Consider the following 17390-nt stretch of genomic DNA (forward strand, 5'->3'; position numbering starts at 1 on the left):
TCGCGGCTCCGGTCAGCCGCGACGCTGGTCGTGCGGCCGGTTGTTCCCGCCGGGCCTGCGCAGCCGGAGGCGGGCGGTGGAGATGGCCGGACGCGGCAGGCTCGGCCTGCGCCGGTTCGCGCGGCGCTGCGCCCTGCGCTCGGCCGGCTTGTCCTGCCAGGTCTCCGGCCTGGCCGCGACCCAGCGCTGCGAGCGCCAGGCGAACGGGATGTGCACCAGGTACAGCGCGATCAGCACGAGCAGCAGCACGATCGGGAAGGTCACCAGCGCGGCGGCCGCGATCGCCACCAGCACCAGCAGTGCCGCCGCCGCCTGCGGGGCCACCCGGACCGACTTCATGGCCAGCGTCGGGATGGTGCTCACGCAGAGCAGCGCGGAGAACGCGGTCCAGGCGGCGACCTCGTAGAAGCCGACCCACCAGCCGTCGCCGAACTGCTCGAGCAGCGCGATCGGGGTCAGCGCGATGAGCGCGCCCGCGGGGGCCGGAACGCCGACGAAGTACTCGCGCGACCACTCCGGCCTGGTGTCGTCGTCCATCAGGGTGTTGAACCGGGCCAGCCGCAGCACGATGCTGACCGCGAAGAGCAGCGCGACGATCCAGCCCGCGCTGTACTCGTCGAGCAGCGCCACGTAGAGCACCAGCGCGGGGGCGACGCCGAAGGAGATGGCGTCGGAGAGCGAGTCCAGCTCGGCGCCGATCTTGGTGGTGGCGTCGAGCATCCGCGCCAGCCTGCCGTCGAGCGTGTCGAAGACGGCGGCGGCGCCGACCATGGCCAGCGCGGTCGACAGGTCGCCGTCCAGGCCGAACTTCACCGCGGAGAGCCCCGAGCAGAGCGCCAGGATGGTGACCGTGCTCGGCAGCAGCCGGACGCTGCGCCTGCGGCGCCCCTCGGCCCGCTCCGCCTGCGCGATCACGACAGGACGGCGAGGACGGTCTCGCCGCCGATGGTGCGCTGACCGGGCAGCACCAGCAGGTCGGTGCCTGCCGGGAAGTAGGTGTCCACCCGGGAGCCGAAGCGGATCAGGCCGTAGGTGTCGCCGATGGTCAGCACGTCACCCGCGCGCGCCTCGTTCACGATCCGGCGGGCGATCAGCCCGGCGATCTGCACCACGACGACCTGCTTGCCGCCGGGGGTCTCCAGCACCATGCCGGTGCGCTCGTTCACCGAGCTGGCCTCGGGCAGATCGGCGGAGCGGAACTGGCCGGGCTGGTGCACGACGGTGCGCACGGTGCCGGAGACCGGGGTGCGCTGCACGTGCACGTCCAGCACCGAGAGGAAGATGCTGACCCGGGGCAGCGGGGCATCGCCGAGGCCGAGCTCCGGCGGCGGGACCGCGGAGTCGACCAGCGCGACCTCGCCGTCCGCGGCGGCGACGACGGCGCCCCTGATGTTCGGCGGCACCCGGTGCGGGTGCCGGAAGAAGCCGGCGCAGGCCGCGGCCGTCAGCAGTCCGGCCCGGCGCACCCAGCGCCGCTTGCGGCCGAGCGCCGCCACCGCGAGCGGGGCGGCCACGAAGGGCAGCCCGGCGGGGTGCAGCGGGGGGATCGAGGACCGGATCAGGTCGGCGACGTGGCCGACTCCGGTGGTCTCGGGGGTGCCGGACGGGGTCGGGCGGCGTGCCACAGGCTCCTCTTTCGGTTTCGGGTACGGGCACCACACCTTACGCCGACGCGACCTCGGAGATCATGGTCGGCGGTCGGCGTATTCCCGGCTACCGTGCGGGCAGGCGAAATCGGCGCCGCCGCGGTTCGGCGGCGCCGATCACCTCGTGCGCCTGGGTCAGCGCACCGGCCGGCGGCCGGTGACGAGCTTGACCAGGAACAGCAGGATGGCCGCGCCGGCGAGGCAGGTCAGGAAGCTGAAGATCAGCCCGCCGCCCTCGACGTCGACACCGAAGAGCTTGAGCAGGAAGCCACCGAGCAGACCGCCGATGACGCCGACGACGATATTGAGCAGGATGCCCTGCTGCGCGTCCGTCTTCATGAACTTGCTGGCGATCCAGCCGGCCAGGCCGCCGATGATGATCCAGCCGATAATCCCGAGACCGAGCATTGTGTCCTCGCATCGTTAGTTGGGTGCGCGCCGCTTCGAGCCATCGCCGCGCTGTACATCGGATACCCCCGGTCGGGGGGAATACGCGCACGTGTCAGTGGGGTGGAGATAATATGAGGAAGCCTCATGTACAGCGCTCCGGACAACACCCGGCAACGCTGGACGGCAACCACCGACGCCACCCGCCGGCTCGGCCGTGGGGACAGGAGACGCACATGGTCGCTCGAATCGCCCAGACGACCGGAGTTGAGCACACCGCCATCCTCGGGCTGGGGGTGTACCGGCCCGCGCGCATCGTCACGAACGACGAGGTCGCGGGGGCGATCGACTCCAGCGACGAATGGATCCGCACCCGCTCCGGCATCCGGACCCGCCGCTTCGCCGACGACACCGAGACGGTGCGGAGCATGAGCGTCGCCGCCGCCAGGGGCGCGCTGGAGTCGGCGGGGGTCGCGGTCGACCAGGTGGACACCGTCATCGTCGCGACCTCGACGCACCTTCTGCTCACTCCGGCCGCCGCCCCGCAGATCGCCACCGAGCTCGGGATGAACGGCGCCGCCGCGTTCGACATCTCGGCGGGCTGCGCCGGCTTCTGTCACGCGCTCGCGCTCGCCTCGGACCTGGTGCGGTCGGGCACCGCGGGGCACGTGCTGGTGATCGGCGTGGAGAAGCTGACCGACACCATCAACATGAAGGACCGCTCCACCGCGTTCCTCTTCGCCGACGGCGCGGGCGCCGTGATCGTCGGCCCGGCCGACGACCAGGGCATCGGCCCGACGGTGTGGGGCTCGGACGGCACCCAGAGCCACGCCATCCGGCAGGACAAGGACTGGCTGGAGTTCTTCGCCGAGATCGAGGAGAAGGGGCTGGACGCGGTCCGTCCCTACCTGACGATGGAGGGCACCGCGGTCTTCCGCTGGGCCGCGCACTCGCTGGAGAAGGTCTGCCGGGACGCCATCGACCGCGCCGGGCTCGCCACCGACGACCTGGACGCGATGATCCCGCACCAGGCCAACGGCCGGATCATCGAGATCATGGCCAGGGTGCTCAAGCTGCCGGAGAACTGCGCGCTGGCCAACGACATCGAGGAGACCGGCAACACCTCGGCCGCCTCGATCCCGCTGGCCATGGAGCAGCTGCTGCGCACCGGGCAGTCCAAGCCGGGCGACACCGCGCTGCTGATCGCCTTCGGCGCCGGGCTGTCGTATGCCGCGCAGGTGGTCCGGCTGCCGAACTGGGTCTGATCGCCGCGGCCCGGACCGCGGGTCCGGGCCGCGGTGCGGGTCAGGCGGGTGTCTCGACCGCCGCCTTGATCCCGGCCAGGGTCTGACGCATCCCGTCGACCAGCTTGACATCGAACGACTCCGCGCCACCGAGCACCGCGTTGATGGCGGTCCGGGAGAAGGCCGTCGTGCCGTCGGAGGTGTCCCTGGTCTGGGTGAGCCGGGTGCCGTTCGCGGTGGGCTCCAGCGTGAAGCGCCAGGTGCTGCGGTTCTCGGTGACCTTGAAGGCGAACTCCCGGTTCGGCTCGAAGGTCACGATCCTGGCGGTGGTCGGCCAGTACTTCCAGCCGTCCCGGTTGAGGTTCACGGTCCAGGTGCCCCGCTTCACCGCACCGAGCGGCTGCATCCGCACGCACTGCGGGCTGAACTCGGGAATCCGCTTGGGATCGGCCACCACGGCCCACACCCGCTCCGGCGGGGCGATGATGTCGACGGTCGCTTCCAGATTCTTCGGCAACGCTGCCTCCTGTTCGCGGTACTGCTGGACACAGCAACTCTAGTCGGGCGCTCTTCCGCCGTTCGCCCTGGGCAGAGCAAAGCGACAGGTCGGTTCCCTGCGCGCATACTCGATGGGTGACTTCCCCCGCCGCCGATAAACCGCTCATCCTCAGCGTCGACGACGATCCGGGCGTCTCCCGCGCGGTCGTGCGCGACCTGCGCCGCCGCTACGGCGCCGACTACCGGATCCTGCGGGCCGAGTCGGGGCCGTCCGCGCTGGCGGCGCTGCGCGAGGTGAAGCTGCGCGGCCAGCAGGTCGCGGTGCTCATCGCCGACTTCCGGATGCCGGGCATGGACGGCATCGAGTTCCTGGAGCAGGCCATGGACCTGCACCCCTTCGCGCGCCGGGTGCTGCTCACCGCCTACGCCGACACCACCGCGGCGATCAACGCCATCAACGTGGTCGACCTGGACCACTACCTGCTCAAGCCGTGGGACCCGCCGGAGGAGAAGCTCTATCCGGTGCTGGACGGGTTGCTGGAGGCGTGGCGCGGCGACGAGCAGCGCCCGGTGCACGGCACCAAGGTGATCGGCACCCGCTGGTCGCCCGCCTGTTCGCAGGTGCGCGAGTTCCTCGCCCGCAACCAGCTGCCGTACCGCTGGTACCCGGCGGACGAGCCGGAGGGCGCCACGCTGCTCGCCGCCGCGGGCAAGGACATCAGCTGCTGCCCGGTGGTGATCACCGCCGATGGTGAGCCGCTGGTCCAGCCGACCGACGGCGAGCTGGCCGAGCGGGTCGGGCTGAACACCACGCCCGCAGGCGAGTTCTACGACCTGATCGTGGTCGGCGGCGGCCCGGCCGGGCTCGGCGCCGCGGTGTACGGCGCCTCCGAGGGGCTGCGCACGGTGCTGGTCGAGCGCACCGCGACCGGCGGCCAGGCCGGGCAGAGCTCGCGGATCGAGAACTACCTCGGCTTCCCGGACGGCGTCTCCGGCGGCCAGCTGGCCGACCGGGCCAGGCGGCAGGCCGGGAAGTTCGGCGCGGAGCTGGTGACCACCCGCGAAGTGGTCGGGCTGGAGGTGAACGGCTCGGCGCGGACCGTGCGCTTCGCCGACGGGGGCAGGCTCTGCGCGCACACCGTGATCATCGCGACCGGCGTCGACTACCGCAGGCACCCGGCGCGCGGGGTGGACGAGTTCACCGGCCGCGGCGTCTACTACGGCTCGGCCATGACCGAGGCGGCGGAGTGCGCGGGCCACGAGGTCTACATCGTCGGCGGCGCCAACTCGGCCGGGCAGGCCGCGGTCTTCCTCTCCCGCAATGCCGGGCGGGTGCACCTGGTGGTGCGCGCCGACTCGCTGGACAAGTCCATGTCGCACTACCTGGTCCAGCAGATCGCGGGCATCCCGAACATCGAGGTGCACACCTGCACCGAGGTGATCGCGGCCGACGGCGACGACCACCTGCGCGGCATCGTGCTGCGCGACAACGAGACCGGGCGCGAGGAGAAGGCCGAGACCGAGCGGCTCTTCCTCTTCATCGGCGCCGCGCCGCAGACCGACTGGCTGGAGGGCACCATCGCCCGCGACCCGGCCGGGTTCGTGCTCGCCGGGCCGGACCTCACCCCCGAGGGCGGCCGCCCGGCGGGCTGGGAGCTCTCCCGCGCCCCGCACCACCTGGAGACCAGCGTGCCCGGCGTCTTCGTCGCCGGCGACGTGCACGCGGAGTCGGCGAAGCGGGTGGCCTCCGCCGTCGGCGAGGGGGCCATGGCCGTGATGTTCGTGCACCGTTATCTGGCATGACCGGGTCAGGCCCGGAGGCGGGAGCGAAGCGTAGCCACGGAGGGCCCCCGGTCATGCCCCATAGACACAGCGTAGGCAGAAGGGATTCATCGTGAGCGAGCTTGTCTGCGATCCGGCGGAGCTGCGTGAGCTCTTCCTGTTCGAGCGGCTGGACGACGAGCAGCTGGCCTGGCTGTGCCGGGACGGGCGGATCGAGCAGCTCGAACCCGGCCTCGCCTTCCGCGAGGGCGACCCGGCCACCTGCTTCTACGTGCTCATGGACGGCGAGCTGCGGCTCACCAAGCTCTCCGCGGGCACCGAGATCGAGCTGACCCGCACCGACCACCGCGGCTCCTACGTCGGCGCCTGGACCGCGTACCTGGGCGAGCGGGCGGACCAGAGCTACGTCTCGACCATGTACCTCACCCGGCCCTCGCGCTTCTTCGTGCTGGACGCCGCGACCTTCTCGGCCATGATGCGCGAGTGGTTCCCGATGGCGGTGCACCTGCTGGAGGGCGCCTTCTTCGGGAACCGGGACAAGCACGAGCGGGTGGCCGAGCGGGAGCGGCTGCTCGCGCTCGGCTCGCTCTCCGCCGGGCTCACGCACGAGCTGAACAACCCCGCCGCGGCCGCGGTGCGCGCCACCTCCGGGCTGCGCGAGCGGGTCGCCGGGATGCGGCACAAGCTCGGCATGATGGCGCAGGGCAAGTTCACCCCCGAGGTGCTGCTCACCCTGGTCCGGCTGCAGGAGGACGCGGCCGAGCTGGTGGCGAAGGCGCCCGAGCTCACCCCGCTGGAGGCCGCGGACCGCGAGGACGCCATCGGCGACTGGTTCGCCGAGCACGAGATCGCCGACGGCTGGGACCTGGCGCCCAACTTCGTCCAGGCTGGCATCGACATCGACTGGCTGGAGCGGGTGGCCGGCACCCTGGATGGCTGCACCGAGCAGGTCTTCGAGGGCGCGATCCGGTGGCTGAACTACACCATCGAGACCGAGCTGCTGATGAACGAGATCGCCGACTCCACCGCGCGCATCTCCACCCTGGTCGGCGCCGCCAAGCAGTACTCGCAGATGGACCGGGCCCCGTTCCAGGTGGTCGACGTGCACGAGTTGCTCGACAGCACGCTGGTGATGCTGAACCGCAAGCTCGGCGACGGCATCGCGCTGGTCAAGGAGTACGACCGCACGCTGCCGCCGATCCCCTGCTACGCAGCGGAGCTGAACCAGGTGTGGACCAACCTGATCGACAACGCGGTCTACGCCATGGACGGCGCGGGCACGCTCACCATCCGCACCTACCGGGACGACGTGTGCCTCGCGGTCTCCATCGGCGACACCGGGCCCGGCATCCCGGCCGACGTCCGGCGCCGCATCTTCGAGCCGTTCTTCACCACCAAGCCGGTCGGTGAGGGCACCGGGCTCGGCCTCGACATCAGCTTCCGGATCGTGGTGAACAAGCACCACGGCGACATCGAGGTGCAGTCCGAGCCGGGCTCGACGGTGTTCACCGTCCGCATCCCGCTGGAGCGTCCCACCGCGCCCGAATAGCCCCTCACCTGCAACACGTTCCACTACACTCCCGACATGGAACGCCTCACCGGACTCGATGCCAGCTTCCTGTATCTGGAGACCGGGACGCAGCACCTGCACGTGTGCGCGCTACTCCTGCTCGACCCCGCCGCGGACGGCGGCGACTACTCGTTCGCCACCTTCAAGGCCGAGCTCGGGCGCAGGCTGGCCTTCGTCCCGCAGATGCGCCGGAAGCTGCGGGCGGTGCCGCTGGATCTGGACCACCCGTACTGGGTCGAGGCGGGCGACTACGACCTGGACTACCACGTCCGGCGCTACGGCCTGCCCGCGCCGGGCGGGCGCGCGGAGCTGGCCGAGCTGGTCGGCGACATCGCAGGCACGCCGATGGACCGCAACCACCCGCTCTGGCAGGTGCGGGTGGTCGAGGGCGTTGAGGGCGACAGGGTCGCGGTGATCCTCAAGTACCACCACGCCGCGGTGGACGGCGTCACCGGCGCCGAGCTGCTCATGGCGCTGTGCGACGCCGAGCCGGGGAAGCGCGGGAGCGAGGAGCCGCCCGCGCCGCTGGGCCGCGAGCCGGAGCCGAGCGACCTGCGGCTGCTCGCCGAGGCGGCGCTGCGCTTCCCGACCCGCGCCGGGGTGGTGCGGATGGTGCCGAAGACCGTCGGCAGGCTGGCCGGGATGGTGCGCAGGCGGGTCGGCAACCGCTCCGGCATGGCGCTGCCGCTCACCGCGCCGCGCACCCCGTTCAACGGGGCCATCACCCCGCACCGCGCGGTGGCCTTCACCGAGGTCGAGCTGGCCGCGGTGAAGCGGATCAAGAACGCCTTCGGGGTGAAGATCAACGACGTGGTGCTCGCGGTGGTCGGCGGCGCGCTGCGCGACTACCTGGCCGAGCGCGGCGAGCTGCCGGAGGAGAAGTCGCTGATCGCGACCATCCCGGTGTCGGTGCACGAGTCGTCGCGGCACACGCGCGGGATCAACAAGGTCTCCTCGCTCTTCTGCCTGCTCGGCACCGATATCGCCGACCCCGTGCAGCGGCTGAAGCGGGTGGCGGAGGCGAACCGGGCCGCCAAGGAGGAGCACGAGGAGTTGATCGGCCCCGACTTCCTGCAGGACTGGACGCAGTACGCGCCGCCGAACACCTTCCGGATCGCGATGCGGCTGTACTCCTCGCTCGAGCTCGCCGAGCGCCACCCGGTGGTGCACAACCTGGTGGTCTCCAACGTCGCCGGGCCGCCGCTGCCGCTGTACTTCCTCGGGGTGCGGCTGCTCAGCTCGTATCCGTTCGGCCCGATCTTCCACGGCTCCGGGCTGAACATCACCGCGCTCTCCTACGACGGCAAACTCGACTTCGGGCTGATCGCCTGCCGCGAGCTGGTGCCGGACCTGGCCGCGCTGACCGACCGGATCCCCGGCGTGGTCGATGCGCTGCGCGCGGCTGCCGAGCAGACCGCCTGAACCACACCCGGTACAGTGCTGCCGACGCACCGGAGCCGCCGGCGCCGCGAACGACCCACGGGGGATCCATCATGCAGCGACTCTCTGCCGCCGTGCTCGCCGCCGGTGTGCTTGCCCTGGTCGTCAGCGGGTGCGGATCGGACGAATCGACCGACGCCAACGGGCTGCGCAAGGGAAGCACCGGCGCCGTCGCCGGCAGCACCACCGCCGCCGGAGCGCCGAGCAGCGCCGCTCCTGGCAGTGCGACGGCCGCGCCGGGCGGGGCCCCGAGCACGACGCCGGCCGCGGCGCCGAGCGGGTCGGGCGCCGACATCACCTGCGCCGAGTTCAGGAAGCTCGACACCGAGCAGGAGAAGGCGGTGATCGAGCTGATCCTCGCCGCGCACCCGGACAGCCCGTTCACCGGCAGCCCGAATGTCGCACTCGGCACCGCGAAGCTGGTCTGCCTCGCGCCCAGCGTCGCCGACGAGCCCGTGGCCACGGCGGCGGGGCTCGTCGCCGGGTAAGAATGGGGCGGTGGCCGAACTTGCGCTGACCGCCCGTCTCAACCCCTCCGCGGCCGATGCCAGGAGGGGGGTGGTGCGGCTGCATCCGGAGGCACTCGCCGCGCTCGGGCTGCGGGAGTGGGACGGGATCGCGCTGACCGGCTCCCGGCGCACCGCCGCGGTGGCCGGGCTGGCCCCGGCGGGCACCCCGGCCGGGGTCGCGCTGCTGGACGACGTCACGCTCTCCAACGCCGGGCTGCGTGAGGACGCCACCGTGGTGATCGCGCCCGCCACGGTGTTCGGGGCCAAGCAGATCCGGGTCAGCGGCTCGCTGCACGCCACCCGCTCGATCCCGGCGAGCACCCTGCGCCAGGCGCTGCTCGGCAAGGTGGTGACGGTGGGCGACGCCGTCTCGCTGCTCCCCCGCGACCTCGGCCCCGACATCAGCTCGGCCGCAACCACCCAGGCGCTCTCGCGGACCTTCGGCATCGCCTGGACCACCGAGTTGCTCACCGTCACCGGCACCGAACCGGCAGGCCCGGTCAGCGTGCAGCCGAACTCGGCCGTGGACTGGGGGCCGGGCGTGGTGACTTCGGCCCTGCCGGGCGAGCCCGCCGCTGAGCTGCGACCGGGCGTCCCGGGAACGGAGGCGGGCGGCTTCGGGCCGGGGTTCCCGCCGACCACGGCCGGGGGCGACCGGATTCCGCTGCCCGCCACGGTGACCAGGGTCAGACCCGCCCCGGCCGCCGCCGATCTGATCGGCGTCCAGGGCCAGTCCGCCAAACTCGCCGAATGGCTCGCGCTCGCCCTGGACGAGCCGGAGCTACTGCGCACCCTCGGTGCGCCCCCGCACCTCGGGGTGCTGATCACCGGCCCGCACGGGGTCGGGAAGGCCACGCTGGCCAGGGCGGTCGCCGCCCCGCGCCGGATCACCGAGCTGGACGGCCCGTCGATCGGCGCCACCGAGAGCGGCGCCCGCCTGCGCACGGTGGCCGCCGCCGTCGCCGAGGTGAGCTCGGGGCAGGGCGGCATCCTGCTGGTCACCGATATCGACGCGCTCCTGCCGAGCGCCGCCGAGCCGGTCGCGACGCTGATCCTGGACCAGCTCCGCGCCGCCGTCGCCACCCCGTGCGTCGCCTTCCTCGCCACCACCGCGCACCCGGGCGAGATCGACGCCAGGCTGCGCGCCCCCGACCTCTGCGACCGCGAGATCGCGCTCCCGCTGCCCACCGCGGCGGTCCGCGAGGCGCTGCTCGACTTCCTGCTCCGCGCGGTGCCGACCGGCGAGCTCCAGCTCGCCGAGATCGCCGCCCGCACCCCCGGTTTCGTCGTCTCCGACCTGGCCGCGCTCTGCCGCGAGGCCGCGCTGCGCGCCGCCTCCCGCACCGGCCGCGAGCACACCGACCCGCGGCTGCTGCAGGCCGACCTGGCCGGCGCGCTGGAGGTGATCCGCCCGCTCTCCCGCTCCGGCAGCGAGGAGCTGGCGATCGGCAGCCTCGGCCTGGACGACGTCGGCGACATGGTGCAGACCAAGCAGGCGCTCACCGAGGCGGTGCTCTGGCCGCTGCGCCACCCCGACTCCTTCGCCCGGCTCGGCATCGAACCCCCGCGCGGCGTGCTGCTCTACGGCCCGCCCGGCTGCGGCAAGACCTTCCTGGTGCGCGCGCTCGCCAGCACCGGGCAGCTCAGCGTGCACGCGGTGAAGGGCGCCGAGCTGATGGACAAGTGGGTCGGCGCCTCCGAGCGCGCGGTGCGCGAGCTGTTCCAGCGGGCCAGGGACTCCGCACCGTCGCTGATCTTCCTCGACGAGGTGGACGCGCTCGCCCCGCGTCGCGGCCAGAGCGGCGACTCCGGGGTCGGCGACCGGGTGGTGGCCGCGCTCCTCACCGAGCTGGACGGGGTCGAGCCGCTGCGCGACGTCGTCGTGCTCGGCGCCACCAATCGCCCGGAGCTGATCGACCCCGCGCTGCTCCGCCCCGGCCGGCTGGAGCGGCTGGTCTTCGTCCCGCCGCCGGATGCCGAGGCGCGCGTGGCGATCCTGCGCACCGCCGGCCGCGCGGTGCCGCTCGCCGCCGACGTCGACCTGGCCGCGCTGGCCGAGGAGCTGGACGGCTACTCCGCCGCCGACTGCGCCGCGCTGCTGCGCGAGGCCGCGCTCACCGCCATGCGCAGGGACATCGACGCCGCCGACGTGACCGCCGCCGACATCGCCGCCGCGCGCGCCGCGGTGCGCCCCTCGCTCGACCCGGAGCAGGTGGAGTCGCTGCGGCGGTACGCGGAGATCCGCGGCTGACCCGCAGTGTGCCCGGAGATTGCCGAAGTGCCGGCGGAGTGACGAACGCCGCTCCGGCCAGCACCGGCAACGGTCCTGGCCACCCGCCCAAGTAGGATCGACCCGGACGACCGCCCGCCCGAGACGACGGAGCGTAGTTTGCTCGTAATCCTGCTCGCACATGCCCTTGCCGCCGTGGTGGCCCCGCTGTGCGTTCGGATCGCGGGTCGAAAAGCCTTCTATCCGCTCGCGGCGGTCCCGCTCGCCTGCCTCGGCTGGGTGGTGGCCCAGTGGGGCACCACCCAGGTGGTCAGCGTGGAGTGGGCCCCCGCGATCGGGATGAACATCGACCTGCGGTTCGATTCGCTCGCCGCCGTGCTGGCCGTGCTCGTGCTCGGCATCGGCACCCTCATCCTCTGCTACTGCGCCCGCTACTTCGACGACGACGAACCGCGGCTCGGCGCCTTCGCGGCCCAGCTGGTCGCCTTCTCCGGCGCCATGTTCGGCGTCGTGACCAGCGACAACATGCTGCTGCTCTATGTCTTCTGGGAGATCACGACGGTCCTGTCGTTCCTGCTGGTCGGGCACAACGCGGACAAGGCGGCCAGCAGGCGCGCGGCCATCCAGGCGCTGCTGGTGACCGGTGCGGGCGGGCTCACCATGCTCACCGGCATCGTGCTGCTCGGCCACCTCTCCGGCAGCTTCCTGCTCTCCGACCTGCTGGACGGCGGGGCGCCGAGCGGGGTGGCCGCGAGCGTCGCGGTCGGGCTGATCCTGGTCGGCGCGCTGAGCAAGTCCGCGATCGTGCCGCTGCACTTCTGGCTGCCCGGCGCCATGGCCGCCCCGACCCCGGTGAGCGCCTACCTGCACGCGGCCGCCATGGTGAAGGCCGGTGTCTACCTGATCGCGCGGCTCGCGCCCGCCTTCGCCGAGTCGCCGGTCTGGCACCCGCTGGTGCTGACGCTCGGCGCGGTCTCGATGGTGCTGGCGGGCTGGCGCGCGCTGCAGGTGACCGACCTCAAGCTGGTACTCGCCTTCGGCACCGTCAGCCAGCTCGGCTTCCTGGTCATGCTGGTCGGCATCGGCACCCCGGACGCCGCGCTGGCAGGCATCGCCATGGTGGTGGCGCACGCGCTGTTCAAGGCCTGCCTGTTCATGGTGGTCGGCATCGTCGACCACGGTGCGGGCACCCGCGAACTGGGCAGCCTCTCCGGGCTCGGCCGCCGCGAGCCGGTGCTGTTCGGCGCCGCCGCGCTGGCCGCGCTGAGCATGGCGGGCATCCCCCCGCTGCTCGGCTTCGTCGGCAAGGAGAGCGCGCTGGCCGCCGCGCAGCACGCCGAGGTGCTGGCCGGGCCGGTCCGGGTCGCGCTGCTCGCGGTCTTCGTCGTCGGCTCGATGCTGACCGTGGCCTACAGTGCCCGTTTCGTCTGGGGCGCCTTCGCCGACAAGGACGGCGTCGAGCCGTTGCGGCACTGGCACGGCCCGGATCTCGCCTTCCTCGCTCCGCCGGTGCTGCTCGCGCTGGCCGGGCTCGCCGCCGGGCTCGCCGCGCCCTGGGTCGACACGCTGCTCGCGCCCTACGCCCGCACGCTGCCCGGCCCCGCCCCCGAGCAGCTGGCGCTCTGGCACGGCTTCACGCTGCCGCTGCTGCTCACCGTGGTCGTGGTGGCGGGCGGGCTCGCGGTCTTCGCGGTGCGGGGCCGGATCCACGAGTCGGCGCACCCGCGGCTGGGCAACGCCGACCGGGTCTACGACGCCACGCTCAAGCAGATGGACCGGCTCTCGCTGCGGATGACCGCGGCCACCCAGCGCGGCTCGCTGCCGCTGAACCAGGCCACCATCCTCGGCACCATGACGCTGCTGCCCGCGGTCGCGCTGGCCATCGCCGGGCCGAGCGAATTCCGGATGCGGCTCTGGGACACCCCGATGCAGCTGGTGATCGCGCTGGTCATGATCGCCTCCGCGCTGGCGGCGACCGTCGCGCGGAACCGGCTGGCCGCGGTACTCGTCGTCGGCGTCACCGGCTACGGCTGCGGCGTCATCTTCGCGCTGCACGGCGCCCCCGACCTCGCGCTCACCCAGTTCCTGGTGGAGACGCTGCTGCTGGTGGTGTTCGTGCTGGTGCTGCGCGCCTTCCCGGCGGAGATCGAACAGAGCAGGCTGGCCGCCTCGAAGGGGAGCAGGGCGGTGCTCGGCATCGCGGTCGGCTCGGTGGTCGCGGTGCTCGGCGCGGTGGCCGTCGCGGCGCGCAGCGCGACGCCGATCTGGCAGCTCATCCCGGAGGCCGCCTACACGCTCGGCGGCGGCAAGAACGCGGTCAACGTGCTGCTCGTCGATATCCGCGCCTGGGACACCATGGGCGAGGTCTCGGTGCTGGTCGTCGCCGCGACCGGGGTGGCGTCGCTGGTCTTCCGGGTGCGCCGGTTCGGCAGCGCGCCGCGCGCGGCGGACGCGCCCGACTACGACCCGGACCGGGTGGGCTGGCTCTCCGCGGGCCGCCTCATCTCCAGGGAGAACCGGTCGATGATCCTGCAGATCGCGACCAGGCTGGTGTTCCCGACGATCATGGTGCTCTCGGTGTACTTCTTCTTCTCCGGGCACAACGCGCCGGGCGGCGGCTTCGCGGGCGGGCTCACCGCCGGGCTCGCGCTCACCCTGCGCTACCTGGCGGGCGGCCGCTACGAGCTGGGCGAGGCGCTTCCGGTGGACGCCGGGCACCTGCTCGGCACCGGGCTCATCCTCGCGGCGGGCACCGCGGCGGCCTCGCTGGTGGTCGGGGCGCCGCCGCTCTCCTCGGCGATCGTCGAGGTGACGCTGCCGCTCTTCGGGGAGATCAAGCTGGTGACGGCACTCTTCTTCGACCTCGGCGTCTACCTCATCGTGGTCGGGCTGGTCCTGGACGTGCTGCGCTCGCTCGGCGCGCGCCTGGACAGCGAGCTCGACTCGGACACGCCGGTCGGCGCGAAGGGCGGCGCCGCATGACCGCGAACCTGACCCTGCTCGTCGTCATCGGCGTGCTGGTGGCCTGCGGCGTCTACCTGATCCTGGAGCGCGCGGTCTCCAAGATGCTGCTCGGCATGATCCTCTTCGGCAACGCGGTGAACCTGCTCATCCTCACCGTCGGGGGCCCGGACGGGAACCCGCCGCTGCGCAACGCGGAGGCGGCCGATCAGGACATGGCCGACCCGCTGGCCCAGGCCATGGTGCTCACCGCCATCGTCATCACCATGGGGCTCACCGCCTTCGTGCTCGCCCTCGCCTATCGCGCGCGGATGCTCACCACTACCGACGACGTGCCCGACGACGCCGAGGACGCCGACGTCGCGGGGCGGCGCGAGCGAGAGGACCCGGAGGATTGAGCCCAGATTCCAGCCTGCTGTCCGTATTGGCCCCCCTTCCGGTTCTCATTCCCCTGATCGCCGCCGCCATCACGCTGATCTTCGGCCGCAGGCCGCGGCTGCAGAGCATGGTCACGCTGATCGCGCTGACCGCGGTGGTCGCGGTCTGCGCGGCGCTGCTCCACCTGGCCGACCGCGACGGCACCACCGCCGTCCAGGTGGGCGGCTGGGACGTCCCGATCGGCATCACCCTGGTGGTGGACCGGCTCTCCGCGGTCATGCTGCTGGTCTCTTCGATCGTGCTGCTCGTCGTCTCCGTCTACGGCGCGGGCCAGAACATCAGGGACGGCGACGAGCGCCAGCCCACCTCGATCTACCGCCCCACCTACCTGGTGCTGACCGCGGGCGTCGGCACCACCTTCCTCGCCGGTGACCTGTTCAACCTCTTCGTCGGCTTCGAGATCCTGCTCGGCGCCTCCTTCGTGCTGCTCACCGTCGGCGCGACCGCCGAGCGGGTGCGGGCGGGCGTCGCCTACGTCATGGTCTCCATGCTCAGCTCGCTGATCTTCCTGGTCGGCATCGCGCTGGCCTACGCGGCGACCGGAACGCTGAACCTGGCCCAGCTGGCGCTGCGGATCGGGGCGGCGCCGGAGGGCGTGCGCAACGCGGTGTACGCGGTGCTGCTGGTGGCCTTCGGCATCAAGGCGGCGATCTTCCCGCTCTCCAACTGGCTGCCCGACTCCTACCCGACCGCGCCGGCGCCGGTCACCGCGGTCTTCGCCGGGCTGCTCACCAAGGTCGGTGTCTACGCCATCATCCGGACGCACGCGCTCTTCTTCCCGGAGAGCGGATTCGACACCCTGCTGCTCGTGGCCGGGCTGCTCACCATGCTGGTCGGCATCTTCGGCGCCATCGCGCAGAGCGACATCCGGCGGCTGCTCTCGTTCACCCTGGTCAGCCATATCGGCTACATGCTCTTCGGCATCGGGCTGGCCAGCGAGGCCGGGCTCGGCGGCGCGGTGTACTACGTGGCGCACCACATCCTGGTGCAGACCGCGCTCTTCCTCGTTGTCGGGTTGATCGAGCGGCAGGCCGGGTCGGTCTCGCTGCGCAGGCTCGGCGGGCTGGCCGGGGCGAGCCCGCTGCTGGGGCTGCTGTTCCTGATCCCCGCGCTGAACCTCGGCGGGATCCCGCCGTTCTCGGGATTCATCGGGAAGGTCGCGCTGTTGCAGGCGGGCGCCGCGGACGGCGGCTGGCTGGCCTGGGTTCTGGTGGCAGGCGCGGTGATCACCAGCCTGCTGACGCTGTACGTGGTGGCGCTGGTCTGGAGCAAGGCGTTCTGGCGGCCGCGCTCCGAGGCGCCCGAGGGGCACCTCGCCATGGCCCGCCCCGCGAACCTGGTGGAGGAGACCACCGACGTGCTCTACGACGAACGCACCGACCCCGGCCGGATGCCCGCGCTCATGGTCGGCGCGACCGCGGGGCTCGTCCTCGTCGGCTTCGCGCTGACCGTGCTGGCCGGGCCGATCCTCGACATCACCGACCGCGCCGCCGCCGAGCTGGACAACCCCGGCGTCTACGTGAGCGCGGTGCTCGGCGACGACCCGGAGGCATACCGGTGAGCCGGGAGAATCTCGGCCGGGTCGGCGTCGTGCTCTGGCTCGCGCTCGTCTACACGCTGCTGTGGGGCTCGATGACGCTGGGCAACCTGGTCGCCGGGCTGCTGATCGGCATCGTCATCGTGGTGGTGCTGCCGCTGCCGACCATGCCGGTGAGCGGCCGGTTCAACCCCATCGCCTTCGCCGAACTGGTCGCGGTGAGCACCTACTACGCGCTGCACTCCAGCCTCCAGGTGGCCTGGCTCGGGATCCGGCCGGGGTCGCAGCCGGTCTCCGGGGTGCTGCGGGTGCGGCTCGACATCCAGTCCGAGCTGGTGCTCGCGCTCTGCGTCGACCTGCTCAATCTCATCCCGGGGACCATGGTGCTGGAGATCGACCGGGACCGCCGGGTGGTCTACGTGCACGTGCTCGACGTGGGCAGCGACGCCGCGGTCGAGCAGTTCTACCGCACCACCCGCAGGCTGGAGCGGCTGCTCGTCTCGTCCTTCGAGCGGCGGCTCGAGCCGGAAACCCCCGCCGAGGAGGCGAAGTCATGACCGTCGTCGCCGGTGTCGCCGCGGTGCTGCTCTCGGTGGCCGCGCTGCTCACGCTGTTCCGCGTACTGACCGGCCCGAGCACGCTGGACCGGGTGGTCGGGATGGACTCGCTCACCGCCATGGCGGCGGCCGGGCTCGCGGTGTACGCGGCCTGGAGCAAGGAGACCTCGGTGGTGCCCGCCATCGTCGCGCTGGCGCTGGTCGGGTTCCTCGGGTCGGCCGCGGTCTCCCGCTTCCGGGTCAGGGACGACCGGTGAGCGCGCTGGAGTGGGTCTCCGCGGTCCTCATCCTCTTCGGCTCCACGCTGGCGCTGACCGCGGCCATCGCGCTGGTCCGCTTCCGGGACACCCTCGCCCGGATGCACGCCGCGACCAAGCCGCAGGTGATCGGGCTGGTGCTGGTGCTGCTCGGCGCGGCCATCCAGGTGCGCGGTGACGTGAACGCCTGGATGCTCGTGCTCATGATGCTGTTCGTGCTGCTCACCGCGCCGGTGATCGCGCACCTCATCGGGCGCACCGCCTACCGGGAGCAGCGCTACCGGGACGGGTTGCTCCAGATCAACGAGCTCGGCGACGAGGAAGTGTAGTTTTC

The 17390-nt window shown here is 72.3% G+C and carries 16 protein-coding genes; 12 read left to right on the top strand and 4 right to left on the bottom strand.

The annotated features are described in order from the left end of the window. Nucleotides 1-12: 12 nt before the first annotated feature. The 3 genes from ACFO0B_RS15105 to ACFO0B_RS15115 form a co-directional block, all read right to left on the bottom strand. The gene (locus tag ACFO0B_RS15105) at nucleotides 13-915 is read right to left on the bottom strand and encodes a CDP-alcohol phosphatidyltransferase family protein (RefSeq protein ID WP_378613055.1); all 903 of its coding nucleotides are present in this window, start codon (nucleotides 913-915) and stop codon (nucleotides 13-15) included. Next, complete coding sequence (locus tag ACFO0B_RS15110; RefSeq protein ID WP_378613056.1) at nucleotides 912-1625, bottom strand: phosphatidylserine decarboxylase; 714 nt, start codon at nucleotides 1623-1625, stop codon at nucleotides 912-914. Before ACFO0B_RS15110 ends, ACFO0B_RS15105 begins: the two co-directional genes overlap by 4 nt. Nucleotides 1626-1781: 156 nt before the next feature. Then, on the bottom strand, nucleotides 1782-2054 hold the full coding sequence (locus ACFO0B_RS15115; protein ID WP_378613057.1) for a GlsB/YeaQ/YmgE family stress response membrane protein: 273 nt from the start codon (nucleotides 2052-2054) through the stop codon (nucleotides 1782-1784). A gap of 215 nt (nucleotides 2055-2269) precedes the next feature. Between ACFO0B_RS15115 and ACFO0B_RS15120 the strand changes: the two genes are divergently transcribed. After that, nucleotides 2270-3298, top strand: a complete 1029-nt coding sequence (locus ACFO0B_RS15120) for a beta-ketoacyl-ACP synthase III (protein WP_378613058.1) — start codon at nucleotides 2270-2272, stop codon at nucleotides 3296-3298. A gap of 40 nt (nucleotides 3299-3338) precedes the next feature. Here ACFO0B_RS15120 and ACFO0B_RS15125 read toward each other — a convergent pair whose 3' ends face one another. Further along, nucleotides 3339-3794: an SRPBCC family protein gene (locus tag ACFO0B_RS15125; RefSeq protein WP_378613059.1), complete on the bottom strand. Its 456-nt coding sequence runs from the start codon at nucleotides 3792-3794 to the stop codon at nucleotides 3339-3341. Nucleotides 3795-3910: 116 nt separating this feature from the next. On the opposite strand from ACFO0B_RS15125, the gene ACFO0B_RS15130 reads away from it, so the two are divergent. The 11 genes from ACFO0B_RS15130 to mnhG all read left to right on the top strand — a co-directional run bounded on the left by ACFO0B_RS15130 (nucleotide 3911) and on the right by mnhG (nucleotide 17385). Further along, the gene (locus ACFO0B_RS15130; protein ID WP_378613060.1) at nucleotides 3911-5578 is read left to right on the top strand and encodes an FAD-dependent oxidoreductase; all 1668 of its coding nucleotides are present in this window, start codon (nucleotides 3911-3913) and stop codon (nucleotides 5576-5578) included. Between the two features lie 91 nt (nucleotides 5579-5669). Beyond that, nucleotides 5670-7106 (top strand): sensor histidine kinase, encoded by a 1437-nt coding sequence (locus ACFO0B_RS15135; RefSeq protein ID WP_378613061.1) that lies wholly within the window; start codon nucleotides 5670-5672, stop codon nucleotides 7104-7106. Between the two features lie 36 nt (nucleotides 7107-7142). Further along, nucleotides 7143-8549, top strand: coding sequence for a WS/DGAT/MGAT family O-acyltransferase (locus tag ACFO0B_RS15140; RefSeq protein WP_378613062.1), 1407 nt, complete (start codon nucleotides 7143-7145; stop codon nucleotides 8547-8549). 71 nt (nucleotides 8550-8620) lie between these two features. Beyond that, entirely contained in the window at nucleotides 8621-9055 is a 435-nt protein-coding gene (locus ACFO0B_RS15145; protein WP_378613063.1) for a hypothetical protein, read from the top strand. A gap of 10 nt (nucleotides 9056-9065) precedes the next feature. Beyond that, on the top strand, nucleotides 9066-11327 hold the full coding sequence (locus tag ACFO0B_RS15150; RefSeq protein ID WP_378613064.1) for an AAA family ATPase: 2262 nt from the start codon (nucleotides 9066-9068) through the stop codon (nucleotides 11325-11327). A 138-nt stretch (nucleotides 11328-11465) separates the two neighbouring features. Next, the gene (locus ACFO0B_RS15155) at nucleotides 11466-14288 is read left to right on the top strand and encodes a Na+/H+ antiporter subunit A (protein WP_378613065.1); all 2823 of its coding nucleotides are present in this window, start codon (nucleotides 11466-11468) and stop codon (nucleotides 14286-14288) included. Next, nucleotides 14285-14665, top strand: a complete 381-nt coding sequence (locus ACFO0B_RS15160) for a Na(+)/H(+) antiporter subunit C (RefSeq protein WP_378613066.1) — start codon at nucleotides 14285-14287, stop codon at nucleotides 14663-14665. The genes ACFO0B_RS15155 and ACFO0B_RS15160 overlap by 4 nt, the downstream gene beginning before the upstream one ends. Then, the gene (locus ACFO0B_RS15165) at nucleotides 14662-16266 is read left to right on the top strand and encodes a Na+/H+ antiporter subunit D (RefSeq protein ID WP_378613068.1); all 1605 of its coding nucleotides are present in this window, start codon (nucleotides 14662-14664) and stop codon (nucleotides 16264-16266) included. Before ACFO0B_RS15160 ends, ACFO0B_RS15165 begins: the two co-directional genes overlap by 4 nt. Continuing rightward, nucleotides 16263-16799, top strand: coding sequence for a Na+/H+ antiporter subunit E (locus ACFO0B_RS15170; protein WP_378613069.1), 537 nt, complete (start codon nucleotides 16263-16265; stop codon nucleotides 16797-16799). Before ACFO0B_RS15165 ends, ACFO0B_RS15170 begins: the two co-directional genes overlap by 4 nt. Beyond that, entirely contained in the window at nucleotides 16796-17056 is a 261-nt protein-coding gene (locus ACFO0B_RS15175; RefSeq protein ID WP_378613070.1) for a monovalent cation/H+ antiporter complex subunit F, read from the top strand. The genes ACFO0B_RS15170 and ACFO0B_RS15175 overlap by 4 nt, the downstream gene beginning before the upstream one ends. Further along, nucleotides 17053-17385, top strand: a complete 333-nt coding sequence (gene mnhG, locus ACFO0B_RS15180; protein ID WP_378613071.1) for a monovalent cation/H(+) antiporter subunit G — start codon at nucleotides 17053-17055, stop codon at nucleotides 17383-17385. Before ACFO0B_RS15175 ends, mnhG begins: the two co-directional genes overlap by 4 nt. Nucleotides 17386-17390 lie beyond the last annotated feature (5 nt).

This window comes from Nocardia jiangsuensis (assembly GCF_042650385.1).
GTDB lineage: Bacteria > Actinomycetota > Actinomycetes > Mycobacteriales > Mycobacteriaceae > Nocardia > Nocardia jiangsuensis.

Bases quoted from the DNA above. Each gene is read 5' to 3' on its own strand.
- ACFO0B_RS15115 (WP_378613057.1), bottom strand. From the start codon at position 2,054: ATGCTCGGTCTCGGGATTATCGGCTGGATCATCATCGGCGGCCTGGCC.
- ACFO0B_RS15120 (WP_378613058.1), top strand. From the start codon at position 2,270: ATGGTCGCTCGAATCGCCCAGACGACCGGAGTTGAGCACACCGCCATC.
- ACFO0B_RS15140 (WP_378613062.1), top strand. From the start codon at position 7,143: ATGGAACGCCTCACCGGACTCGATGCCAGCTTCCTGTATCTGGAGACC.
- ACFO0B_RS15145 (WP_378613063.1), top strand. From the start codon at position 8,621: ATGCAGCGACTCTCTGCCGCCGTGCTCGCCGCCGGTGTGCTTGCCCTG.
- ACFO0B_RS15160 (WP_378613066.1), top strand. From the start codon at position 14,285: ATGACCGCGAACCTGACCCTGCTCGTCGTCATCGGCGTGCTGGTGGCC.
- ACFO0B_RS15175 (WP_378613070.1), top strand. From the start codon at position 16,796: ATGACCGTCGTCGCCGGTGTCGCCGCGGTGCTGCTCTCGGTGGCCGCG.